The 24,350-nt window shown below is 65.5% G+C and carries 14 protein-coding genes and 3 pseudogenes; 13 read left to right on the top strand and 4 right to left on the bottom strand.

Annotation, left to right across the window (positions count from 1 at the left end):
* Window positions 1-128 precede the first annotated feature (128 nt).
* Window positions 129-1,463 (bottom strand): extracellular catalytic domain type 1 short-chain-length polyhydroxyalkanoate depolymerase, encoded by a 1,335-nt coding sequence (locus tag AB0I59_RS38440; protein ID WP_063818901.1) that lies wholly within the window; start codon window positions 1,461-1,463, stop codon window positions 129-131.
* 526 nt (window positions 1,464-1,989) lie between these two features.
* Between AB0I59_RS38440 and AB0I59_RS38435 the strand changes: the two genes are divergently transcribed.
* From AB0I59_RS38435 to AB0I59_RS38415, 5 genes are all read left to right on the top strand, one after another.
* A complete protein-coding gene (locus tag AB0I59_RS38435; protein ID WP_358141214.1) occupies window positions 1,990-3,453 on the top strand; it encodes an endo-1,4-beta-xylanase in 1,464 nt (487 codons plus the stop codon).
* 935 nt (window positions 3,454-4,388) lie between these two features.
* On the top strand, window positions 4,389-7,115 hold the full coding sequence (locus AB0I59_RS38430) for a beta-L-arabinofuranosidase domain-containing protein (protein ID WP_358141211.1): 2,727 nt from the start codon (window positions 4,389-4,391) through the stop codon (window positions 7,113-7,115).
* A gap of 41 nt (window positions 7,116-7,156) precedes the next feature.
* Window positions 7,157-9,133: an RICIN domain-containing protein gene (locus tag AB0I59_RS38425; protein ID WP_358141208.1), complete on the top strand. Its 1,977-nt coding sequence runs from the start codon at window positions 7,157-7,159 to the stop codon at window positions 9,131-9,133.
* Between the two features lie 36 nt (window positions 9,134-9,169).
* Complete coding sequence (locus AB0I59_RS38420; RefSeq protein ID WP_358141205.1) at window positions 9,170-10,606, top strand: glycoside hydrolase family 10 protein; 1,437 nt, start codon at window positions 9,170-9,172, stop codon at window positions 10,604-10,606.
* Between the two features lie 79 nt (window positions 10,607-10,685).
* Window positions 10,686-12,071, top strand: a complete 1,386-nt coding sequence (locus AB0I59_RS38415) for a non-reducing end alpha-L-arabinofuranosidase family hydrolase (protein ID WP_082777364.1) — start codon at window positions 10,686-10,688, stop codon at window positions 12,069-12,071.
* Window positions 12,072-12,291: 220 nt separating this feature from the next.
* Here the strand turns inward: AB0I59_RS38415 and AB0I59_RS42195 are convergent.
* Window positions 12,292-12,411, bottom strand: a pseudogene (locus tag AB0I59_RS42195) (IS3-like element IS3502 family transposase); the annotation flags it as partial.
* Window positions 12,412-12,607: 196 nt separating this feature from the next.
* Here AB0I59_RS42195 and AB0I59_RS38405 point away from each other — a divergent pair.
* The 6 genes and pseudogenes from AB0I59_RS38405 to AB0I59_RS38380 all read left to right on the top strand — a co-directional run.
* Complete coding sequence (locus tag AB0I59_RS38405) at window positions 12,608-12,745, top strand: hypothetical protein (protein WP_358141199.1); 138 nt, start codon at window positions 12,608-12,610, stop codon at window positions 12,743-12,745.
* 646 nt (window positions 12,746-13,391) lie between these two features.
* Window positions 13,392-13,544 carry a hypothetical protein gene (locus AB0I59_RS38400; protein ID WP_358141196.1) on the top strand — a complete coding sequence of 51 codons (153 nt, stop codon included), beginning with the start codon at window positions 13,392-13,394 and terminating at the stop codon, window positions 13,542-13,544.
* Between the two features lie 397 nt (window positions 13,545-13,941).
* Entirely contained in the window at window positions 13,942-14,262 is a 321-nt protein-coding gene (locus AB0I59_RS38395) for a type II toxin-antitoxin system Phd/YefM family antitoxin (protein WP_358141193.1), read from the top strand.
* Window positions 14,259-14,681, top strand: coding sequence for a type II toxin-antitoxin system VapC family toxin (locus AB0I59_RS38390; protein WP_358141190.1), 423 nt, complete (start codon window positions 14,259-14,261; stop codon window positions 14,679-14,681). The genes AB0I59_RS38395 and AB0I59_RS38390 overlap by 4 nt, the downstream gene beginning before the upstream one ends.
* A gap of 283 nt (window positions 14,682-14,964) precedes the next feature.
* Window positions 14,965-15,330 (top strand): hypothetical protein, encoded by a 366-nt coding sequence (locus AB0I59_RS38385; RefSeq protein ID WP_358141187.1) that lies wholly within the window; start codon window positions 14,965-14,967, stop codon window positions 15,328-15,330.
* Between the two features lie 491 nt (window positions 15,331-15,821).
* Window positions 15,822-16,379: pseudogene (locus AB0I59_RS38380) on the top strand (transposase); the annotation flags it as partial.
* Between the two features lie 220 nt (window positions 16,380-16,599).
* On the opposite strand, the gene AB0I59_RS38375 reads toward AB0I59_RS38380, so the two are convergent.
* Entirely contained in the window at window positions 16,600-19,785 is a 3,186-nt protein-coding gene (locus AB0I59_RS38375; RefSeq protein WP_358141184.1) for an NACHT domain-containing protein, read from the bottom strand.
* A gap of 965 nt (window positions 19,786-20,750) precedes the next feature.
* Between AB0I59_RS38375 and AB0I59_RS38370 the strand changes: the two genes are divergently transcribed.
* Window positions 20,751-21,680, top strand: coding sequence for an ADP-ribosylglycohydrolase family protein (locus AB0I59_RS38370; protein ID WP_358141181.1), 930 nt, complete (start codon window positions 20,751-20,753; stop codon window positions 21,678-21,680).
* A 371-nt stretch (window positions 21,681-22,051) separates the two neighbouring features.
* A pseudogene (locus AB0I59_RS38365) lies at window positions 22,052-23,444 on the top strand (IS1380 family transposase).
* Between the two features lie 224 nt (window positions 23,445-23,668).
* Here AB0I59_RS38365 and AB0I59_RS38360 read toward each other — a convergent pair.
* Window positions 23,669-24,322, bottom strand: coding sequence for a hypothetical protein (locus tag AB0I59_RS38360; protein WP_358141178.1), 654 nt, complete (start codon window positions 24,320-24,322; stop codon window positions 23,669-23,671).
* Window positions 24,323-24,350: the final 28 nt, after the last annotated feature.

The raw sequence follows: 24,350 nt of genomic DNA, 5'->3' as shown, positions 1-24,350 counted from the left end.
GGCTGGAAGCGGCCTCGCTGCCTCTGACCGCATTGGAAGACGCCGAGCACACGCGGGCCGTGTTCCATCACGCCCTGGGCTACGCGGTGCGGTCATCGTTGGACCGCGTCCGGCGGGGCGGGCCGTGGTCATCGCGTCCAGGTCCACTTCTGGTTGGCACCGCCCCAGCAGGAGTAGAGCTGCAGCCGGGTGCCGTTGGCGGTGCCCTGGCCCACGGCGTCCAGGCACAGCCCGGACTGCACTCCGGTGATGGTGCCGTCGGAGTTCGTGCGCCACTTCTGGTTGGCGCCGCCCCAGCAGGAGTAGATCTGGATGCCGGCGCCGTTGCCGGTCCCGGCCGCGTCGAGGCACTTGTTGCCGTAGACCCTGATCTCGCCGGCCGAAGTGGCGGTCCACTGCTGGTTGTTCTGCCCGTTGCAGTCCCACAACTGCACCGCGGTGCCGTCGGCGGTGGCGGCGCCGGGCACGTCCAGGCAACGCCCGGAGCCGACTCCCTTGATCTGCCCGGCGGTTGGTGGAGTCGGCGTCGTGGTGGACGAGCCGCCGTCCAGGCCGAAGAAGCGGATGGCGTAGGCGGCCATCCCGGGGTGCGGCAGGTCGTGGCCGGCGCCGCTGATGGTGTACGCCTCGACCTGCCCGGAGCCGAAGACTCGCCGGGTCCATCCGGATTGCGGGCTGTCAGTGGAGGTGAGGGTCTGGCTCAGTCCGTGCACGTTGGTCCACTGGTCGACCTCTTCCTGCAGCATGGTGTACGGCAGCACGGAGTCGGCGGTGCCGTGCCAGGCCATCACGCGCGGCCGGGGCCCGGTGTAGCCGGGATAGGCGTTCCTGACCAGGTCACCCCACTGCTGCGGCGCCTTGTCCGCGCACCCGGCGGGGCCGAGGCAGCCGTAGGGAACCCCCGCGAACGGCGCGCCGGCCTTGAACACGTCCGGGTACGTGGCGAGCAGGTTGTTGGTCTCCATGGCACCGGAGGAGAAGCCGGTGGCGAACACCCGCTCCGGGTCGCCGTTGTAGCGTTGCAGCACGTAGTTCGTCATGGAGACGATCGACACCGGGTCGCTGCCGCCGCCGTGCCGCAGGGCCTCGTTGGACCACACGTCGAAGCAGTTCGACATGCCGTTGGCGCTCTTGTTCGCCTGCGGGTAGATGACGATGAACCCGTACCGGTCGGCCAGCGAGGCGAACTCGGTGCCCTGGTGGAAGCCCGGAGCCCAGCCGTTGCAGCCGTGCATCGCCACCAGGACGCCCGGCCTGGACTCCACTCTGTCGGGGACGTAGAGGTACATCCGCAGACCGCCGGGGTTGGCGCCGAAGCTCGCCACTTCGGTCAGGGCCGCCGCCGACGCTCCCGGCGCAGCCGTGAGGAACACGGACAGAGCGGTGGCCGCCGCCGTGACCACAGCCGCCAGGGCGGCTCCGATGCCCGCGTACCTTCTCGTACGCGGTTTGCCTTGGTTCATTGTTCCGCCTCTCCGCTGTTAGCGCTAACAAACCGCGGTCCTGGGGAGCTCCCCTCGGGCCTGTAGAGGTGGTGGTGGGACGGAGCAAATAGGAGTCGGAAAGGTGTCGTCAAGAGCGCCGTAGCTTGCGGCGGGTCGGAGGGGGCACCGGCCGAACGCGCTCACCTCGGGTTATCAAGTCCAGCCGCAGACGGCCGGCGAGAGCGTCGCCATGAAACTTTCATCTCAGCCCGACCCGGCGAGCCCGACCGAAACATTTCAAGGACCACAATCCCCAAATTGGGTGCACACCCGGCGCAGGCAGAGACAGGCATTCGCCGAAACTTTTTACTACATTATTGACAATTTTCGACGAGATTCCCACACTGAGTGCCCGAGGTGGTCTTCCCTACCGGCTCGGTGGTGCTCAACAGAGAAACTGCCGTCCCGGCGCCTGTGGTGTGCGTCCCCACCGGGGCGCGGCGTCGGTCCCGCGGGTGTGTCCCGCACGATCCTTTCCCCATGATTCGCATATGGAGGCTCAAGCATGCGTGTCAACGTCATGTCCCCGCCTGCCGCCCGACGGCCGCTCGGCGCGCACCGCCGGGCGCTGATCACCGGCGCGCTCGGCGCACTCGGCCTGATCACGGTACTCGCGACGGTGATTCCGGCCGATGCCGCGGCGAGCACGCTCGGCGCGGCCGCCGCGCAGAGCGGCCGCTACTTCGGCACCGCCATCGCCTCTGGCAAGCTCGGCGACTCCACCTACACGACGATCGCCAATCGCGAGTTCGACATGGTGACGGCCGAGAACGAGATGAAGATCGACGCCACCGAGCCCAACCGGGGGCAGTTCAACTTCACCAGCGGGGACCGGGTCTACAACTGGGCGGTGCAGAACGGCAAGCGGGTGCGCGGCCACACTCTGGCCTGGCACTCCCAGCAGCCGGGCTGGATGCAATCGCTGTCGGGCAGCTCGCTGCGCCAGGCGATGATCGACCACATCAACGGCGTCATGGGCCACTACAAGGGCAAGATCTACGCCTGGGACGTGGTCAACGAGGCCTACGCCGATGGCAACTCCGGCGGCCGGCGTGACTCCAACCTGCAGCGCACCGGCAACGACTGGATCGAGGTGGCCTTCCGCACCGCGCGCGCCGCCGACCCGGCCGCCAAGCTGTGCTACAACGACTACAACATCGACAACTGGACCTGGGCCAAGACGCAGGGCGTCTACAACATGGTCAAGGATTTCAAGGCCCGCGGTGTGCCGATCGACTGCGTCGGCCTGCAGTCGCACTTCAACAGCAACAGCCCCTACAACAGCAACTACCGCACGACCATCCAGAGCTTCGCCGCGCTGGGGGTCGACGTGCAGATCACCGAGCTGGACATTCAGGGCGGCTCGGCCACCACGTACGCCAACGTCGTCAACGACTGCCTGGCGGTGCCGCGTTGTACCGGCATCTCGGTCTGGGGGGTTCGCGACAGCGACTCCTGGCTCGGCGCCAACACCACCCCGCTGCTCTTCGACAACAACGGCAACGCGAAGGCCGCCTACACCGCGGTGCTCAACGCGCTGGGCGGCGGCAGCACGACGCCGCCGCCCGGCGGGGGCGCCACGGGGCAGATCAAGGGCACCGCCTCCGGCCGCTGCGTCGACGTGCCCAACTCCAGCACCACCGACGGCACCGCGGTGCAACTGTGGGACTGCAACGGTCAGAGCAACCAGCAGTGGACGCAGACCACGGCCGGGGAGCTGAAGGTCTACGGCGGCAAGTGCCTGGACGCCGGGGGCGCAGGCAACGGCGCCAAGATCCAGATTTACTCCTGCTGGGGTGGCGACAACCAGAAGTGGCGCGTCAACTCCGACGGCACGATCGTGGGCGTACAGTCCGGGCTGTGCCTCGACGCCGTCGGCGGCGGCACCGGCAACGGCACGGGCCTGCAGCTCTACACCTGCTGGGGCGGCAGCAACCAGAAGTGGACCTACAACGCGGGCACCGCGTGAGCTTCACCGGCTGGTCGCCCTGGCGCCTGGGCCTGGTGACCCGGACCGGCTCCACCTGCTGACCGCACCCCGGTGCGACCTTCCCCCCGGCCCCGGTGAAGAGGCCGAGTGAGGGTGAGCCACGCCCGTCCGAAGCGGCCGGGTGTGGCTCAACAGCGGTTCTCACACTCCCAAGCGGCCCAGCGGCCGTCACACGCCCGTGATCGTCCACTGGGTGCTGTTGTTCGGCGCCCACATGGCCACGCGCCCAGTAGTTGACCTTCCAGGCCAGTGGCCCCAGTTCACAACGCCACGCCTCTACCAGCGGAAACTCTTACACCACTTCCGTGGACGCAACCGTGTACAGCGCCGAGGTGCCGCGTTTCGTGATTTGTGATCCGTCGCAGATCACCCTGGTGCCAACCGGTGACTTCTATGAAACTTTCACATGCACGAGCAGTCCGGCGCGATCTCCACGGAGGCAAAACTCCAGGCGGGATAGCGTTCTGACGGCAACGTCCAGGTCGGCACGGGACTCCTCGTTGACGCCGGGCCGGACCGTCGGATCTACTCTGCGACAACGCGTTCACCAGAGCAGGCCGTACAGCTCGACAAGATCAATGTTAACGCTAACAATATTAGGCCATCTGGCATCTAGTCAAGGAGCCCCGGATATCCCCCCGCATCCCCGGCGGCGGCACAGGACAGACCGTTCGCTGGCGTGCCACGACCGCCACAGCTCCATATCAGTCAACGGGTCGGCCTCCAGAACAGCCGTGACAGCTGCGGTTCCCCACCTTCCTGGTGATCGCGTGCACGAAATGTTAGCGCTAACACCGGGTTCGAGAGCGGCGTCTCCGCCTCGACAGCCATGGGCGGCCTCTCCTGGGGCCTGACCCGGTGAACACGTGACCGGCGGCGGCCGGTCACCACCCCCCATCTCCGAGGAGCTCCGCATGTCCTTGAGCCGTCGTCAGCTCTTTCAGGCCGCAGGCGCGACCGCCGCGCTCTCGGTCACCGGCCAGGTAGCCGGTACATCCCCAGCTCTGGCCGCACTCCCCCAGGCCAGATCCGACATCGGCGTCGCGGCCTACGAATTCGACCTCGGCCTGGTCCGGCTGACCTCCGGCCGCCTGCTGGACAACCAGAACCGCACCCTCAACTACCTGCGCTTCGTCGATGTCGACCGGCTCCTGTACGTCTTCCGGGCCAACCACCGGCTGTCCACCAACGGCGCGGCGGCCAACGGCGGCTGGGACGCGCCGAGCTTCCCGTTCCGGTCTCACATGCAGGGCCATTTCCTGACGGCGTGGGCGCAGGCCTACGCCGTGCTCGGCGACACCACCTGCCGGGACAAGGCCGACCACATGGTGGCCGAGCTGGCCCGATGTCAGGCGAACAACGGTGCCGCCGGCTTCACCAGCGGCTACCTGTCAGGTTTCCCCGAGTCGGACATCACGGCCGTGGAGAACCGCACCCTGACCAACGGCAACGTGCCGTACTACTGCGTCCACAAGACCCTGGCCGGGCTGCTGGACGTCTGGCGACTGATCGGCAACACCCAGGCCAGGACCGTGCTGCTGGCTCTGGCGGGGTGGGTGGACGCCCGCACGTCGCGACTCAGCCCCAGCCGGATGCAGGCCATGCTCGGCACCGAGTTCGGCGGCATGAACGCCGTGCTGACGGACCTGTACCAGACAACCGGCGACTCCCGCTGGCTGGCCACGGCCCAGCGGTTCGACCACGCGGCCGTGTTCGACCCGCTGGCCGCGGGCCAGGACCTGCTCAACGGGTTGCACGCCAACACGCAGGTGCCCAAGTGGATCGGGGCGGCCCGCGAGTACAAGGCGACAGGCACGACCCGCTACCGCGACATCGCCGCCAACGCCTGGTCCATCACCGTCGGCGCGCACACGTACGTGAACGGCTCCAACAGTCAGGCCGAGCACTTCCGCGCCCCCAACGCGATCGCCGCCCACCTGACCAGGGACACCGGCGAGGCGTGCAACACCTACAACATGCTCAAGCTGACCCGGGAGCTGTGGCTGCTGTCGCCGGGCCGGGCCGACTACTTCGACTACTACGAGAACGCCCTGTTCAACCACCTGATCGGGCAGCAGAACCCGGCAGACGCACACGGGCACGTCACCTACTTCACCCCGCTCGATCCCGGCGGGCGCCGGGGCGTCGGCCCTGCCTGGGGCGGCGGCACCTGGAGCACGGACTACAACTCCTTCTGGTGCTGCCAGGGCACCGGGATCGAGACCAACACCAAGCTGATGGACTCGATCTACTTCCACAACGGCACCACACTGTTCGTGAACCTGTTCACGCCCTCCACGCTCAACTGGAGCCAGCGCGGCATCACCGTCACCCAGACCACCTCCTACCCGGTCGGCGACACCACATCGCTGCAGGTCACCGGCAACGTGAGCGGATCTTGGACGATGCGCGTCCGCATCCCGGCCTGGACCCAGGGCGCGACGATCAGCGTCAACGGAGTCCCGCAGAGCATCACCACCGCGCCGGGCACCTACGCCGGCCTCACCCGGTCGTGGGTGCCGGGCGACACCGTGACCGTGCGGCTGCCCATGCGGGTGGTCATGAAGACCGCCAACGACAACCCCGGCGTGCAGGCCGTCACCTACGGCCCCGTCGTGTTGTCGGGCGACTACGGCAACGCGGGCCTGTCATCGACCCCTGCCCTGACCCCCTCCTCGATCACCCGGACCAGCGCCTCCTCCCTGGCCTTCACGGCCACTGCCGACGGAGCGTCGGTGCGGCTGGGGCCGTTCTACGACGCTCACGACCACAACTACGTCGTCTACTGGAACACCGGTGGCCAGGGCGGTACCGGCACGGCGAGCTTCCGGCTGGTCAACGCGGCCAGCGGGCTGGCCCTCGGCATCCAGAACATGTCCACCGCCGACGGCGGCCTGGCCCTCCAATGGACCGACAACGGCACCGCCGACCACGACTGGGTACCCATCGTGGACGGCGACGCCCTGCGCCTGCGCAACGTCAACAGCGGCAAGGTCCTGGGCGTGGAGAACATGTCCACCGCCGACAACGCTCGGGTGCTCCAGTGGGGTGACACCGGCACCGCCGACCACCGATGGACGATCGTCGATGCCGGCGACGGCTCCGTCAGAATCCGCAACGTCCACAGCTCCAAGCTGCTCGGCGTCCAGAACGGGTCGACCGCCAACGGCGCCCAGGTGGTCCAGGACTCCGACAACGGCAGCGCGGACAACCAGTGGCGGTTCGTGCCGAACGGCGCGCGGCGCCTCCAGAACGTGGGCACCGGGATGGTGCTCGGCGTCACCGGCATGTCCACAGCCGACGGCGCGCTCGTCGTCCAGTGGGGCGACACCGGCACCACCGACCACCTGTGGACGGCGATCGTCGACACCGGCGGCTACCTGCGGCTGCGTAATTCCAACAGCCAGAAGGTGCTGGGCGTGGAGAACATGGGCACCGCTTCCGGGTCGCGCGTCGTGCAGTGGGCCGACAACGGCACCGCCGACCATCGCTGGCGGCTGCGCTACGGGTCGGGCGCCGCCTTCCGCATCCAGTGCGCCAACGGCGGCCGGGTCCTCGGCCTTGGTGGTACGTCGCAGGGCGCGCAGGTCGTACTCACCGACGACAGCGGCGCGAACAACAACCTCTGGAGGTTCCTGTGAGACGCGTGCTCGCGGTTCTCTCGTCAGTGCTTCTTGTGGGCGTGTTACTCACGCCCACGGCGTCGGCCGCGACGGTCGACACCAGTGCGTGGTACGTCCTGGTCAACCGCAACAGCGGCAAGGCCCTGGACGTGTACAACCTGTCCACCGCCGACGGCGGCCGGATCACCCAGTGGACCCGTAACAACGGCGACCAGCAGCAGTGGCAGTTCGTCGACTCCGGCGGCGGCTACTACCGGCTGAAGTCCCGCCACTCCGGCAAGGTCCTGGACGTCTACAACTTCTCCACCGCCAACGGCGCCTCCATCGTCCAATGGGCCGACGGCAACGGCACCAACCAGCAATGGAGACTCGCCGACTCCGCCGGCGGCTACATCCGGCTGATCAATCGCAACAGCGACAAGGCCCTGGAGGTCCAGAACGCCTCCACCGCCGACGGTGCGAACATCGTCCAGTACGACGACTGGGGCGGCGCCAACCAGCAATGGCAGCTCGTCCCCGTCGGCAGCAACCCTGATCCGGGCGGCACCTACACGAACCCGGTCGTTTGGCAGGACTTCGCCGACGGCGACATCATCCGTGTCGGCGACGCCTACTACTACTCGGCCTCGACCATGCACTACTCGCCGGGCGCGCCGATCCTGCGCTCCTACAACCTGGTCGACTGGGAGTACGCCGGGCATTCGGTCCCGAGGCTCGATTTCAACTCGGGCGCCTACGACCTCAGCGGCGGCCGGGCGTACGTGAAGGGCATCTGGGCCTCGACCCTGAACTACCGGCCCAGCAACAGCACCTACTACTGGATCGGCTGCGTCGAGTTCAACCGCACCTACGTCTACACCGCCTCGGCCGTGGACGGCACCTGGACCAAGCGCTCACAGATCAACAACTGCTACTACGACGCCGGCCTCCTGATCGACACCGACGACACCATGTACGTCGCCTATGGCAACGGCACCATCAGCGTCGCCCAACTCTCGGCCGACGGGCTCAGCCAGGTACGCGCCCAGCAGGTGTTCCAGACCCCGAGCAGCGTCGCCACCCTGGAGGGCGCCCGCTTCTACAAGCGGGGCGGCTACTACTACATCTGGCTGACCCGCCCCGCCAACGGCCAGTACGTCCTCCGCTCCACCTCACCATGGGGCCCGTACGAGATGCGCCAGGTCCTGCTCAACATGCCCGGCCCCATCTCCGGCGGCGGCGTCCCCCATCAGGGCGGGCTCGTCCAGACGCAGAACGGCGACTGGTACTACATGTCGTTCGTCGACGCCTACCCCGGCGGCCGCGTACCGGCGCTCGCACCGATCACCTGGACCGGCGACTGGCCGACCGTGCAGACCGTCAACGGCGGCTGGGGAGCCACCTACCCGAAGCCGAACATCCAGACCAACCGGACCGTGACGTCCATGATCGGCCCCGACACCTTCACCTCGGGCAGCCTCAGCCACCGCTGGGAGTGGAACCACAACCCCGACACCAGCCGCTTCTCCACCGGCAACGGCCTGCGCCTGCAGACCGCCACCGTCACAGGCGACCTCTACAACGCCCGTAACACCCTGACCCACCGCATCCAGGGCCCGTCGTCCACGGCGACGATCGAGCTCGACTACTCGCAGATGACCAACGGCGACCGCGCCGGGCTGGCCATGCTGCGCGACCAGTCGGCCTGGATCGGCGTCAAACGCGACAACGGCGTCACCCGGGTCGTGATGACCAACGGCCTGACGATGAACAGCTCGTGGCAGACCACCGGCACCGGCGCCGAGGCGGCGAGCGCGAACATCTCGGGCGGCCGGATCTGGTTGCGGGTCAACGCCGACATCCGCCCCGGCTCCGGCAGGCAGGCCCGCTTCTCTTACAGCACCGACGGCAGCACCTTTGTGAGCCTCGGCCCGGCCTTCACGTTGAACAACGCCTGGCAGTTCTTCATGGGCTACCGCTTCGGGATCTTCAACTACGCCACCCAGTCCCTCGGCGGCGCGGTGACCGTGCGCCGCTTCGACCTCACCACCCCGTGACAGAACACGTCGACACAAGGAAGGCACCAACCGTCCATGAAACGACTCCTGTCCCTGCTCACCACCGGGCTGGTCGCCATCGGCCTCTCGGTGGCGCTCACCGGGCCGGCCGACGCCGCCTCGACCCTGGGCGCCTCCGCGGCCGAGCGAGGAGGCCGCTACTTCGGCGCCGCCGTGGCCGCCGGCAGGCTCGGTGACTCGACGTACGTGAACATCCTGAACCGGGAGTTCACCTCGGTCACCGCCGAGAACGAGATGAAGTGGGACGCCACCGAGCCGTCCCGGAACTCCTTCACCTACACGGGCGCCGACCGGATCGTGAACCACGCGATCGGGCGCGGCATGAAGATCCGCGGTCACACCCTGCTGTGGCACGCGCAGATGCCCGGCTGGGCGCAGGCCCTGTCCGGCTCGACCCTGCGCACCGCCATGATCAACCACGTCACGCAGGTCGCCACCCACTACCGAGGCAAGATCCACACCTGGGACGTCGTCAACGAGGCCTTCGCCGACGGCGGCAGCGGCGGCCGGCGCGACTCGATCCTCCAGCGCACCGGCAACGACTGGATCGAGGCCGCCTTCCGGGCCGCCCGCGGCGCCGACCCCGGCGCCAAGCTCTGCTACAACGACTACAACACCGACGGGATCAACGCCAAGAGCACCGGCATCTACACCATGGTGCGCGACTTCAAGGCGCGGGGCGTCCCGATCGACTGCGTCGGTTTCCAGTCCCACCTGGGCACCTCGATCTCCGGCGACTACCAGGCCAACCTCCAGCGCTTCGCCGATCTCGGCGTGGACGTCCAGATCACCGAGCTCGACGTCGCCCAAGGCTCCAACCAGGCGAACATCTACGCGTCGGTGACCCGCGCCTGCCTGGCGGTCTCCCGCTGCACCGGTATCACGGTCTGGGGCATCCGGGACAGCGACTCCTGGCGCGCCGGGGAGAACCCCCTGCTGTTCGACGCGTCGGGCAACAAGAAGGCCGCCTACACCGCCACCCTCGACGCCCTCAACGGCGGCTCCTCCAACCCGGGGCCGATCGACACCAACGCCTGGTACGTCCTGGTCAACCGCGACAGCGGCAAGGCCCTCGACGTCTACAACCTGTCCACCGCCGACGGCGGCCGCATCACCCAGTGGACCCGCAACAACGGCAACCAGCAGCAGTGGCAGTTCGTCAGCTCGGGCAGCGGCTGGTACCGGCTGAAGTCACGGCTGTCCGGCAAGGTCCTGGACGTCTACAACTTCTCCACCGCCAACGGCGCCTCCATCGTCCAGTGGACCGACCACAACGGCACCAACCAGCAGTGGAGGGCGGCCGACTCCGGCGGCTACCTCCGCTTGATCAACCGCAACAGCAACAAGGCGCTCGAGGTGCAGGGAGCCTCCACCGCCGACGGCGCGAACATCGTCCAGTACGACGACTGGAACGGCGCCAACCAGCAATGGCAACTCGTCCGAGTCGGATGAATCGGAGCACATCGTGAGATTCAGATCGCTGGCCGTCCTCGCGACGGTGGCCACCTTACTGGCGAGCCTGTTCGTCGCCATGCAGACTCAGGCCGCCAACGCGGCCACCGTCGACACCAACGCCTGGTACGTCCTGGTCAACCGCAACAGCGGCAAGGCCCTGGACGTCTACAACCTGTCCACCGCCGACGGCGGCCGCATCACCCAGTGGACCAGGAACGACCAGAACCAGCAGCAGTGGCAGTTCGTCGACTCCGGCGGCGGCTACTACCGCATCAAGTCCCGCCACTCCGGCAAGGTGCTCGACGTCTACAACTTCTCCACCGCCAACGGCGGCGCGATCGTGCAATGGGCCGACGGCAACGGCACCAACCAGCAGTGGCGGCTGGCCGACAGCTCGGACGGCTACGTGAGGTTCATCTCGCGCCACAGCAGCAAGGCGCTGGAGGTCCAGGGCGCCTCCACCGCCGACGGCGCGAACATCGTCCAGTACGACGACTGGGGCGGCGCCAACCAGCAGTGGCAACTCGTCCAGGTCGGCGGCGGCAACCCCGGTACGTGCGACCTGCCGTCGACGTACCGCTGGACCTCGACGGGCCCGCTGGCGACCCCGAAGTCGGGATGGGTCTCGCTCAAGGACTTCACCGTCGCCCCCTACAACGGCCGGCATCTCGTCTACGCCACGACCCACGACACGGGAACGAAGTGGGGCTCGATGAACTTCAGCCCCTTCACCAACTGGTCCGACATGGCCTCGGCCAGCCAGAACACGATGTCTTCTGCCACGGTCGCGCCCACGCTCTTCTACTTCGCCCCGAAGAACATCTGGGTGCTCGCCTACCAATGGGGCGGGACCGCGTTCTCCTACCGGACCTCCAGCGACCCCACCAACCCTAACGGCTGGTCAGCGCAGCAGACGCTCTTCTCCGGCAGCATCTCCGGCTCCGGTACGGGACCCATCGACCAGACGGTCATCGGTGACGGCACGAACATGTACCTGTTCTTCGCCGGCGACAACGGCAAGATCTACCGGGCCAGTATGCCCATCGGGAATTTCCCGGGCAGTTTCGGCACGACATCGACGGTGGTCATGAGCGACACGACGAACAACCTGTTCGAAGCCGTTCAGGTCTACAAGCTCCAGGGCCAGAACCGATACCTCATGATCGTCGAGGCGATCGGCTCGCAGGGCCGCTACTTCCGCTCGTTCACCGCCACCAGCTTGAACGGTTCGTGGACACCCCAGGCCGCCACCGAGGGCAACCCCTTCGCCGGCAAGGCCAACAGCGGTGCCACCTGGACCAACGACATCAGTCACGGCGAGCTGGTCCGCACCAGCGCCGATCAGACCATGCCCGTCGATCCCTGCAACCTGCAATTGCTCTACCAGGGACGCAGCCCCAGTTCCAGCGGCGACTACGGCCTCCTGCCCTACCGGCCGGGTCTGCTGACACTGCAGCGCTGATGGCGTGACAGGCGGCCCGGCGGTCCGGGCCGCCCTCCGTCAACGGCAGGAGCATGCCGCACGGAAGCGGCTTCGACCCGTACGCCGACTCCGCCGACGCCGACACGTGCACCTTCTCCTTGTTCGTGACGCGTAGCATCACCATCACCTTGCGGCCGACGCATCGGGTCTCGGCCGCAGCGGCCACCTTCAACGGCGGCTTGGCGGAGCCCGCCTGCACGTTAGCGCCTCGGCGAGCGCGATTGTCCGCGCTGGTGCCGACAGCGCCCATCGACTGGCGCACACCCAACTGCCTGCACACGGCGGCGAAGTCGGCGGAGCTGTACTGCGCCCCGTGATCCCTCGGACGGTCATAGTTCGACGCGACGAGACGACGTTTTCATCGCTTGCCGTGCGGCTGGCCAGGACAGCACGTTCCATCGGTCGCCCGCGTCTCGGCGGGCTCACCGTGAAGGAGGTCTACGGCACATGCGCAGGAGCTTTCCCCAGCCGATCTCGCACCCTGTCCTGACCTACATCCCCACCACGGAGACAGCGTGTCCATTCGAGCCGCCATCACCGGCTGGCTGGCCGCCTCCGCACAGGCCGGGCAGGAACTCGCCGACGTCACGCGGCGGGGGCACCTGGAGCGGGGTCTGCGATCCGTCATCACCCACCACGTGATCTTCAACTGAAACCGCCTGGGCCTGTCCTACACGGAGCAACACACCCTGTCGATACTCGCGAAAGAGGTAGTCATGGCAGAGCCCGAAGAGGCCGCTTCCGCAACCGGCACAAGTACCGGAAACGTCGGCGAGATGATCAGGTGAATCTCAACCGCACAGCACAACGGTTCCCCCTGATCCCGCGGACTCGCCCAGCCTGCCAGCCGCTGAAGGAGCGATCCCGTCCCGCGTATATCTCGCGATCAGCGACAAATGGCGGCTCTCGGTGGCCTACGGCTGCATGGGCAGCGCAGGCAGTGTCAAGCAAAAAGACCAGGTCACACGGGATGTGACCTGGTCTGGAGAGCGCGCCCTGAGGGATTCGAACCCCCGACCGTCGGATTAGAAGTGGATCGCTCCTTCGTGACCCGTCGATGCGCTGACCTGCGGGTGATCTCCCGCGTGCTTTCGAACGGAGCAAGGTCAATCCGGGTATGTTCTGTTGGTCTGGGCAGTCGCGGCAATCCGCAGAATGCGGAGACTGCGGAGGCGGGCCTATCGCACGACAGGCTCTGTCTTCGGAGAGAGGGCGTCGGAGCACTTCGAGTTCTCGACGTTGGCCCAGATGGGCGGGAGCATGAAGTTGTGGTCTCCGCCGGTACAGGGTGGGCAGCGGGTGCCGCTGCTGGTGGATCCGGAGAATCCGAGTGAGCCTGTAGAGATGTCACCGTTGGGCGAGGGGACCTTTCAGGTTGCTGTCCTGCTGGTGCTGGGTGCCATGACCTTCCTGGGAGGTATTGGGAATCTCGTCGTGCGCTTGCTTGGGTGACCGGACGACACACCACCGACGATCGTGCTTTGAGCCAGGCACCAACGGCCGTCACCGCGCGTGGGCTGAGCTTTCCGGAGCCGAAGACACACCCGCAAGCTAATGGCACGAACGCCGCTTTCCTTGATCTGGCAAGCGGCGTTTGGCTGGTGGAGCCTAGGAGCTTCAAACTCCTGACATCCTGCTTATAAATCGGGCCGATCTTCTGGGACGACGGCCGCCACCTGGGCGAGGGGCTGTCCGCGAGTGACCGTGACTTCCCCCCGTTTACCACCCTTAATGGCCCAATGGCCCGCTAATGGCCTGGCGATCAAGCCGCAACCTGCCCCAACAAAGTCGGGTGGCAGAGATGTGCTACTTAGTAGCACGTCGTAGCACCTGGACATAGACTTGAGGGGTGAGCATCTCTGAACCTGACCGCTCCCACCAGATTTCTCAGCGCGACCTGCGTAACCGCTCCGCGGAGATCATGGATGGGCTGGAACGCGGGGAGCGGTACGCCGTCACCCGCAACGGCCACCACATCGGCGATCTGGTCCCTATTCGGCGCCGGCGCCGGGCCGTGTCACGCGCCGAATTCGTGGCGATGTCCCGCGGCATGCCCCGCTTGGACGACCGGAAGTACCGCAAGGACATGGACCGTCACGTCAATGACGATCTCTACGACCCGTACGATCGCGCCTACGGCAGGGGCGAGTTCACAGAGGACGGGGAATGACCCCTAATCAAGGGCTGCTCGACACCAACATCCTCGTCCTGCGGGCTGGGATCGACCCGGATGAGCTACCCGACGAGATGATGATCAGCGCCATCACCACTGCGGAGTTGTCGGTCGGCGTGCTGGTGGCGTCCGGACCGCGAGAACTCGCTCAGCGAATGAAGATCCTGCAGGCAGCCGAGGCCGAGTTCGACCCCCTCCCCTTCGACGAGACCGCCGCCCGCGAGTACGGCCAACTCTGGACCGCTGTCATCTCCTCAGGCCGCAACCCACGTCCTCGAACGGCGGATCTCATGATCGCCTGTGTCGCCATCGCGAACCGCCTACCGCTCTACACATGCAACCCGAAGGACTTCAAAGAGCTGGATCGCCTGCTCACAGTGGTTCCGGTTACCCGGCCGCAGTGGGATGGCGAGTAAGAAATCCTGTCCCGAAGCCGCTTGTCCTAGCCGACGATCCGCCGCTATCGATCGCCAAATCAAAGCCCAGGTCGGGGAAACCGTCCCCTACCTGGGCTAACGCATAAGTGGAGCCTAGGAGATTCGAACTCCTGACATCCTGCTTGCAAAGACGTATGCCGATCTTGATCGATCTGCATCGTTGCTGCTCGCACCGCCGTTCGCGTTCCCCGTGAGTCCCCGCTACTTACCCTTGCTCACCGCTCCATCGGGCACGCAACGGGCACGGCTGGCAGACTCACCCATGATCGAGATCGATGGTCCTTTCTACCGCATCAGCAACCCCGGCTTTGAGATGCTGATTCCCCGCTGGGAAGGGCACGATCCTGAGACAGCCGAGGAAGCCGACGCGACCATCACCCTTCCTGACGGGACTCGTCGCTATGCCACCTTCATGACCCTGGGAACCATCTCTGGGGTCATGGATCACTGGCGGGGTACCGGCGAGTGCCTCAATGGCCGGTACTTCCGGTGCTCGGACCTGATCATCATCCGCGAACCGGGCTTCGTCTCGATGGTCGACGCCGTACGAGACATGATCGCGACCGGAGAGCTTGAAAGCGCCTGCAGTGCGCTGCCAATCGATGACAACGATCAACAGGCGGATTAAAAGATCGGCTTGCCGTAGTTCCGCACAGTTCAACGCAGGTCAGCGCGCATGCGCGGTCTGATCGGGGAACGGCTCTGGGCTGCCCTGAACTGCAACCGCCACCGTGCCTGAGCCTTCCCGATTGCGAGCCCGCGCGGCGACTACCAGATCCTCATCCCCTCCGGACGCCAACTCCCGTCCCTGTTGACAGGGAAGAAGTGCGCGGCCTCAGGGCCGTGACGGTTGTCCTCATCGAGGGGGATAGTCAGGATGGCTTCACCGAAGTCGAGCAGGATGGACTCATTGGTCTTGATGCTGACAGCTTGGACCGTTCGCCCAATGAGGGTGCACAGGGCGTCTCGTGATCCTGTCTGGGGGAAAATCCAGGCCCGGGAACCGATCTGTAGGTGTGGGTCCGTAAGCGCTGTGAGCTTCGGTCCGTTGAAATGGAACTCGACGTATTCCATCACGAACGCGACGGTGTTCAGTTCCTCACCAACGAGTCCGCTGGGGTCGTAACCTCCGACTGCCATGCCGGGCTGCGGGATGCGATCGCCTCGACGTTGCCCGGTGCGGTGTGGCAGAGGTGTCGGGCGCACTATGCGAGGAATCTGGGCTGCCGCGTTCCGAAGTCGGCGCAGCCGTGGGTGGCAACCATGCTGCGGACCGTCTTCGAGCAGCCCGACGCCGAGTCGGTGTATGCGCAGCATCGTCACGTCGTGGAGGTGTTGGAGGCGAAGTATCCGGCTGCTGCCGCCCATGTGGATGAGGCCAGGGACGACATCTTGGCGTTCACCGCGTTCCCGAAGGCTGTGTGGCGGCAGGTGTGGTCCAACAACCCTCAGGAGCGGTTGAACAAAGAGATCAGGAGGCGGACGGACGTGGTTGGTATCTTCCCGAACCGGGAGGCGATCGTCCGGCTTGTCGGTGCGGTGCTGGCGGAACAGAACGACGAGTGGACCGAGCAGCGCCGCTACATGGGCCGTGAGGTCTTGGCCGAGTGCCGTAAGAAGACCACGGCGAACGAGACAAACGATGCTAAAGTGAATATTGAGGCGATTTCTGCCTAACAGTCCACCGGATTACGGGTGGCCTTCTCAAACACCACTCCCCGGACGTGGCCAACGCCCGGATTCGGGGTATGCATTTGGCGGGCTTAACTACAGTTCCTCACCGATAGCAGCGCACCACCACACCCAGCAGAGGGGCCCTGATCGGCATACCTACCAATCAGGGATCGTAATGCTTACAAGAGGCGGGCGTTGACGCATTTCCTCATGGTCACCTGAGTCACTCTCTCGAAGTTCCGGAGTCTTGGTCGGAATCTCCCTTACCTTCGCCTTCGCTGATCCTGGTGAACATTTCCTCTACTTTTACAATGATCTCATGATGGCGCGCAACATCGAGATCGGCTCGATCGCCGAGGCGCCCAAGGATCCGCCGGATACCATTCCATTGAATCCGGGACTTGTTCGCGTTGATTGCCCATCTGTCCAGAAAGTTCAGAATCTCCTGGGCGGGCAGCTTGTCGCAGTCCTCGTCAAGCTGTTTCACAACGAAGTCGCCGTAGCGTCCACCGGATTCAATCGCTCCAAAGGATTCCGCAGCAGATAAGGCTCGCATATAGATACGCATGCGGCGGTCGGTGTCCGAGCAGGGCTCCAGCAGGAGCGTCAGCAGTTCAAAAGCAGGAACGACTGCGCCTACTTCGGAAGATAAATAGTTGGCACTAAGACCTACGCCAAGGTTCTTGGCGTAGGGAAGGAGATTAACGAACAGATTCGCCAATAGATGGTCGTCTCGAAAGGAAATCTCTCGCGGCCATACCGCGAGCTCATGGTCCTGGGATATGGCTAGGTCATAGTCACCAGCCCGATCACTGGATTCGAACGGCCACTTCGAGTCATAGCGTAGGGAGATCGGCCATATGAAGGGTGGCAGCTCAGCCACCTTGAAGGCATCGCCGCGATTCAGCTGTACCGTCATCACCCTGACGTTGTCCTGCAAGGAGCGGTGCACGCGCACGGCGCGGATCAGCGAGCCCCATTCCTCGCCCGTGAGCTGGGAGTGCCAGAGGCCGGCGATGCCCTGCCAATGCTCGTTCGCGACGCCCGCATTGTTAAGGGCGAACAACTCAGTACCGGAGATCGGCCTGTCCGTGGCAAGGATGCACAGCAGCAGGTTCGAGCTGTAGGCGGCGAGCCTGGCGGGCACTGTCGCGGGCATGGGTCGGTAGGCATCGTAGGAAGAGCTGGGCCTCGCGTACAGCGAATTGGTGAACAGCTCGCAGAGGTAGCGCCGTAGGAGCGTGCGCCGGTCCTCAGGGATGCGATAGCTGATTCCATACCTCAAAAAGCCGACGATAGGGGCACGCACGGTGAGGACGGCGAAGGACAGCAACGCGTGCAGAAACGCGTCGTCAGGCCGAGCCGGCCGGGTACGGGATCCAGCGGCGGCGAGCTCCGCGGCAAGATCGGCAAGTTCTCGGGCGACCAGCCGGGCGATCAGATATTCGCTGAACGTGGCGTGGAGGAATTCGTAGGTCTTCAGGCGCTGCTCGTCCCGTAGTGCCTGCGCCCGGTGAACGAAGAAGAAGCCGCCGATGACACCTTCAGCCGATGTCAGTTTCCGGCGGAAGCCGTCGGGCCGGCGGACTTCAGAGGGTTGGCAGAGAAGGGCGTTGAGATCCTCATCTAGATCGTCTTCGGTTACCCACTGGCGGCCTCGGTTGAACATGGCAAAGGCGGTCACCGAGAGCCGGAGGAACTCCTGCTCGATCGCCGGTAGGAGGTCGGCGTCGGAGATCCCTTCGCGGGTTTTGCGCACCTCGCGCTCGGCAAAGCGGAGCAACAACTGCTCGTAGAGTTCGGCCTCATCCAGTGTGTTATGCACGCGCCGCAACTCGTTGGCGTCGGCGTCGTATAACGCGAGCATGAGCAGCAGGAGGGGCTGCCCGGCCAGATCGGGTACCGCTAGTACCTCTTCGATCGATAGCGGTGCGAGTCTTCGCTCGTTAAAGTACCCGTGATTGGCACCGTTCCAGACGGTCACCCACTGCCAGACCTGCTCTTCATTGAACGACTCCAGCCGCAGCACTACGGCATCATCAGGCACGCGCGCCCGGTCCGCGACAGCAGTACGGCTAGTGACGACGACGACCAGCGCCCTGCCCCTCTCGGCCTGACGTTGCTGGAACTCCGCAACTTTCTCCAGGTAGTCGGTCTGGGTCACTCCAGTCGCCTGCAGCAGTTCGTCGAAACCGTCCATCATAACGACCGGGAGCGCACCCTGCGCCGCTTGGACCAGCTCCGGCCAGGACACCGGCTCATCCAGGGCATCCCTGATCGCGTGTTCGATCTGCGCCAGCACACTGCTGTCGGCGGGTACATTGCGCAGCTCTACCCGGATTGGCAGGAAGTCGCCCGAAGGCAGGCGGGCCGCGAGCATCTTGGTAAGCACCGACTTGCCCGCACCAGGCTGGCCCAGGATGAGAAGGGGAGCCCGCACTGCCTGTGGCAAAGTGAGGTGACCGGAGAGAAATTCGTTCAGATCATTTCGGAGAGGCAGCGTATCCCAGGACCTCTCGTCCGCGGGATGGCGGTAATGCTCTGGCGAAAGGACGCGAAATCCGGGGTTGATGTACGCCAGGCGCAGAGGCGGAATCGTCATCCCTTGAGGCACGTCGGTCGCGGAGATAATGGGGCGGTCGAGTGCTGCGCGGTTCGCCTGAACCAGCGCCGCCAGCCTGTCGGACGGCTCACGTCCCGATCCGATCTTCCGGAGTTGCTCCTCCAGACCCGCAAGGCCCTGCCTGAGGTGCTGGACCTTGGCACGAGTGGCCTGGTGCTCAATGAGGTTCGCCCAGCAAGCGACCTCGGGGAATTCGGCGGCAAGACGGCGGAAGAGCTCCTCGTAACGGCGGCAGGCCTGATGAGGCAGACTCTTGGACACTTCCCTGCGCACTCGAGCTCGTCGAGTGTCATCCCATTCATCCCAGATGGCCAGGCCAGAGACAAGGTCGAGCAGTCCGAAAGAAAACTTCTGGTAGCACTGGTTCAGCTCCGTGAGCACATCTTCATGCGGGTGTTGCGGGGTGGGGGTGGGCAGCTCCGCGATGATCAGCTGCTCCACCCAGTGGGCCATCGGATCCTGGCCGAGCATCCGCTCCTGGTCATCCCGCGTCAGGTCATCACGAGGAAGGATGTTTAGCTCGCGGAGCGCCTCAAAGTACGCAGTGATCACAACGACCGCATGCGCAGCCACCAGGCGCTCGGTCCGGTCGTATCTGGCCAATCGCTTTACACGATCGCGCAGTCCGCGGATTAGTCCGTCACCGAGCTTGACAACCTCCGCGCGCGCGTCGATCAGGTCGATCGCGCCTAGGCCGAGCAGCGCCACAGCGGACATCTTGTCGAGCAGGCCGCTGAGGAAACTCGCACCGCCGAGAAGGTTCACCGCGTCGCGATAGTTGAACATCCGCCGCACAGGAGGGCTCCACGTTTCACGAGAACATTAGCCGCGATTTTAGATCAACCCGTCGTTGGGAGCATGGATGTTTCTATATCGTGCATACACATCGCGAGCTGGATTCTGTCTACCTGTCCAGCGCTCCTGCCTACCGGACTATGCAATCCGGTTCCGACGACATTGATCTTGCTTGGGCCCGGCGTGGTAGTGCCTGGACTACTGATACCGATCGTTGACTGCCTCTGATTCCCAGGGATAGGCCCGGGGTAGAGGAAGCGATCGAACCCCTGCGCGGAGGCACACGCCTTCCCCTGGCTGATCATCTGGTCGCGGCGTGGCCGCGTGCGGCGGGTCGGATGGGTACAACAGGGATGGAGGCCCGACGGGCAGCCTGAGGTCCCGCCGCCCGGGACCGGCCCCAAGGCCGCACGTTCGGACGGCGGGCGGAAGGCCCATGTGCCACGGTGCGCAGCGCCGCCCTTGGTCACCCACAGGGACATTCGGGCAGATCCCGAATGTCCCTGTGACTAGATAGGCCCGGAAACTTGCGCACGTATTTGGCACGATCACCCGCAACTGCTCGGGCATAGCCGTACGCCACCGGACACAGCAAGAGAGCCCCTGACCGGCATCGCTGCTGGTCAGGGGCTCTTTCGTGCTGCTAGTGGAGAGCGCGCCCTGAGGGATTCGAACCCCCGACCGTCGGATTAGAAGCAAGATCTACGACGTGCTGGAATTGATCGTTCCGGGATTCCGACTGCCGATAGCTGACAATTTGTCCGTGGATCGTCCGATCCTGCTGACGGATCCTGACGGACGTTGACGGCCCCTTCCGGGGCATGCGAGCACACGACGAGCACGCTAGACACGCTCACCGATGCGAGCACGCTGCCGGAAACGTACGGACCGACTTCTACGGCCCAGGACGGTCAACGACCACCGGTGACCAGCCGGCGTACCCCACAATGAGAGAGATGTCCGCTGATCCTCTTGCGCGTGCCACAGCCTCACTTCACGGCCTGGCTCTGGGCGACGCCTTCGGTTCTCAGTTCTTCGTTCCGGCCAATCGTCAAGCCCTCACCGACCGCGTGCTTCCACCCGGACTGTGGCAATGGACCGATGACACCGAGATGGCTTGCTCCGTCTATCGCGTCCTGGCCGAGCATGACGTCATCGACCAGGACAGACTCGCGGCGAGCTTCGCCACGCGTCACGATTTCGATCGCGGGTATGGCCCGGCCACGAACCGGATGCTCCGCCTCATCCGCGAAGGCGGCGATTGGCGGACGCTTTCGAACGAGCTGTTCGACGGCAAAGGTTCGTGGGGCAACGGGGCCGCGATGCGGGTGGCACCGCTTGGCACCTGGTTCGCCGACGATCCAGCGCAAGTCGCCCTACAGGCCGCCCTTTCTGCACAAGTCACGCACACCCACCCTGAAGCGATAGCCGGTGCAGTCGCCGTGGCCATGGCCGCGGCAACGGCCGTCGCGGAGCCCCACCTTTCTCCAGGGCGTTTTCCCGACACGATCAGTAAACACGCGCCCGCGAGCATAGTTCGTGATGGCATTTCCGAGGCGCGGCAGCTTCTCACCATCAGCGATCCCGCGCTCGCTGCCCACATCCTGGGAAACGGGCGGCACGTCAGCGCGCACGACACGGTTCCCTTCACGCTCTGGGTGGTAGCTCGCGAACGCCGTGACTTCGAAGCGGCCCTGTGGACCACCGCAGCGGCCGGCGGTGACGTCGATACCACCTGCGCCATCGTCGGCGGCATCATCGCGGCTTCGGGGAGCGCCAACCGCCTACCCTCAGAGTGGACAAGGAGATGCGAACCGCTGCCGGAGTGGGCGGGCGCCCCGCCGCTCGACCGCGAACCGGACATCTCACACGGGGCTCAGACGTAGGGCTTGAAGCCGTGAGTGACGAGCCCATCAGGCCCCTGGCCAGGTACACGGCTGAGCGTGCATTCGCTGTGGTTGTTTCGAATTTCCTGCTGTCGCTTGCCGGTGCTTCCTCCACAACCTCTCTCGATTCGATTACGGACCGTGGCGGGCAGTGATCATGGGTTCTGGGAGACATACGCGCACACGCCGAGCACGGCACTGCCGACCATGGCTTTCGCCGCGATATACCTGGGTCGCCTGGCGTTTCTCAGCCTGGATGCACCGAGCCGAATCTGACTTGATTGCCGTGAAATGAGAGGAGGTGCCCTACGAACTGGGATGATGGGAGTTCTCTACGCTTCCAAGATCCACAGTCGAAGGACACCTCGTACGTGCGATTGTTTCATGCCGCCGCCAGGACCCATGCGAGCTTCGATGACGAGCACGTGATCGCCTACGCCGGGCTGGAGCCGGTGATGCGGCTGGCCGAACGCTGTGACCTGGGCGGACTCGTGGACGAGCACGTCGCCATCGCCGACCGGCTCGGTGTGAACGCGGCAGCGAAAATCAGCTCGATCGTGGCCGGGATGGCTGTGGGGGCCGACTCGATCGCGGATCTGGCACGGCGGTATGGACAAGCTGCTGGCCGGTATCCGCGCCCCGTCCACGCTCGGCTCGTTCCTGCGCTGCCTGAGGTGGGGGAACGTCCGCCAGATGGAGAAGGTCTCCCGCGAGTTGCTGGCCCGGCTGGCCGCGCATACGCCGCTGCTGCCCGGCGCGGACGTGTTCGCGTTCCTGGATGTGGACTCGATGCAGAAACGCACCTACGGATACGCCAAGCAGGGCAGCGGGTTCGGGCACACGAAGATCCAAGGCAAGAGTGTGCTGGTGCGCGGGTTGAATGTGCTGGCCTCGACCTTGTCGACGCCGCTGGCCGCTCCGGTCATCACCGGCACCCGGCTACGCGGCGGGAAAGCGAGCTCAGCCCGCGGCGCGGAATCGTTCGTGGCCGAGTCGATAACCGCGCGGGCAGCGGGTGCTACCGGGATCCTGGTCGTGCGCGGCGACTCGGCGTTCTATGCGGCGGGCGTCATCGCCGCCTGCCGCCGCGCGGGCGCGCACTTCTCGGTCACCGCGAAGATGGACCCCAAGATCACGGCGGCGATCGCCGTCATCGACGAGGACGCCTGGCAGGCGATCGAGTACCCGGACGCGATCTGGGATGAGCAGGCCGGCTGCTGGGTGTCCGACGCCGAGATCGCCGAGGTCACCTACACCGCGTTCACGTCGAAGAAGGGCCAAGCTGTCACGGCCCGGCTGATCGTGCGCCGGGTCAAGCGGCTCAACCCGCAGGACGCGACCGGTCAGGACGAGCTGTTCAGCGTGTACCGGTACCACGCGGTGTTCACCGACAGCCCGTTCCACCTGGTCCAGGCCGAAGAACAGCATCATGACCACGCAATCGTCGAGCAGGTCTTCGCTGACTTGTCCTGCGGCCCGCTCGCGCATCTGCCCTCGGGTGACTTCGCCGCGAACGCCGCGTGGCTGACCTGCGTGGTGATCACCCACAACCTGCTGCGTGCGACCGGTTGCCTGGCCGGCCCCGCCCACGCCAGGGCACGCGGAGCCACACTGCGCCGTCATCTGATCGCTGTGCCCGCCCGCCTGGCCCGGCGCGGACGCGGTCACATCACCCTCCACCTGCCCGCGCATTGGCGCTGGCAGCAGGCATGGATGAACGTCTTCGACGCCGTCCACGACCCACCATCTGCTGTGGTGGCTTGACCAGCCCGAACGCCCTCGGTCACCGCCCACACCGCCACGACCCCAACAGTCACCCGCGCCATCGGCGCACCAACCCCCACCCCCGAGCCATGTGGACAAGCTGCGACCCGCGCGCAGCGGCTCTCCCATACCCGGAAACAGCGCTTCACCTGGCGAAACGGCCCTCGCGGAGGATTTGGACTAGGAATCGATTACGAGAAATCACGCGGTGCATCCAGGCTCAGTCACTCAGCACGGCGGCTGTTGTCCCAGGCAGTGCTGAAGAGGAGCAACGCGTAGTCGTACATCAGCCCTGGTCGTTGTGCCACGATGCAGGGAGATTTACGGCCGTGTTCGTTTTGCCGGTAGAAGGTCAGGTAGGCAACGTTGTCGGTGACGATCACCCGATGTGCATTGGGCAGGTCGTAGAACCGCAGCGAGACGTGCTCACGATGCTGGGCGACCTCACCCACATAGGCGGCGTTGATGCGTACCTGTTCGGCGAGTATGCCAGCGGAGAACCCCGGGTCTATCCGACGCATCTCCGCCTCTCGTCTGGCGAGCCAGGAGTCGGGGCCGAGATCGGCGTCGGGCAGGAGGATCTGTACGGATTCCAGGCGCCTGCCCACGGCCTCCCAAACGGCGGCGAATCCGTCGCGCGTCAGTTCGTTCCCGCGTCCGGCGAGGACGCGAACCCAGCGAGCTCGGGCTAACTCATCCGCCAGTTCTTGGGAGGCCAGGTGTTGATGTGAGAAGACGCGGCGTACTCCCAGACCCGTCAGCCGGGAGAGGAGCGCGACCGGCCACTGACGGGAACGCATGGAAAGAATCCAGCCTCCCGCGAAGGTGAGTGCGGTAGCGAGGAGGGAGCTCACCACGCCCAGCACGAACGCATCCATGTTCGTCTCCTTCATCGATGACCGTCGC

Origin of the sequence: Microtetraspora glauca (assembly GCF_040656155.1) — a bacterium.
Lineage (GTDB): Bacteria > Actinomycetota > Actinomycetes > Streptosporangiales > Streptosporangiaceae > Microtetraspora > Microtetraspora glauca.
The sequence above is the reverse complement of the archived record's forward strand: the minus strand, read 5'-3'. Positions and strand labels throughout refer to the sequence as shown.

Excerpts from the sequence above, each read along its gene's own strand:
- AB0I59_RS38385 (WP_358141187.1), top strand. The coding sequence starts at position 14,965 with ATGATCGAGATCGATGGTCCTTTCTACCGCATCAGCAACCCCGGCTTT.
- AB0I59_RS38420 (WP_358141205.1), top strand. The coding sequence starts at position 9,170 with ATGAAACGACTCCTGTCCCTGCTCACCACCGGGCTGGTCGCCATCGGC.
- AB0I59_RS38435 (WP_358141214.1), top strand. The coding sequence starts at position 1,990 with ATGCGTGTCAACGTCATGTCCCCGCCTGCCGCCCGACGGCCGCTCGGC.
- AB0I59_RS38375 (WP_358141184.1), bottom strand. The coding sequence starts at position 19,785 with ATGTTCAACTATCGCGACGCGGTGAACCTTCTCGGCGGTGCGAGTTTC.
- AB0I59_RS38415 (WP_082777364.1), top strand. The coding sequence starts at position 10,686 with ATGCAGACTCAGGCCGCCAACGCGGCCACCGTCGACACCAACGCCTGG.
- AB0I59_RS38360 (WP_358141178.1), bottom strand. The coding sequence starts at position 24,322 with ATGGATGCGTTCGTGCTGGGCGTGGTGAGCTCCCTCCTCGCTACCGCA.
- AB0I59_RS38370 (WP_358141181.1), top strand. The coding sequence starts at position 20,751 with ATGTCCGCTGATCCTCTTGCGCGTGCCACAGCCTCACTTCACGGCCTG.
- AB0I59_RS38390 (WP_358141190.1), top strand. The coding sequence starts at position 14,259 with ATGACCCCTAATCAAGGGCTGCTCGACACCAACATCCTCGTCCTGCGG.
- AB0I59_RS38430 (WP_358141211.1), top strand. The coding sequence starts at position 4,389 with ATGTCCTTGAGCCGTCGTCAGCTCTTTCAGGCCGCAGGCGCGACCGCC.
- AB0I59_RS38440 (WP_063818901.1), bottom strand. The coding sequence starts at position 1,463 with ATGAACCAAGGCAAACCGCGTACGAGAAGGTACGCGGGCATCGGAGCC.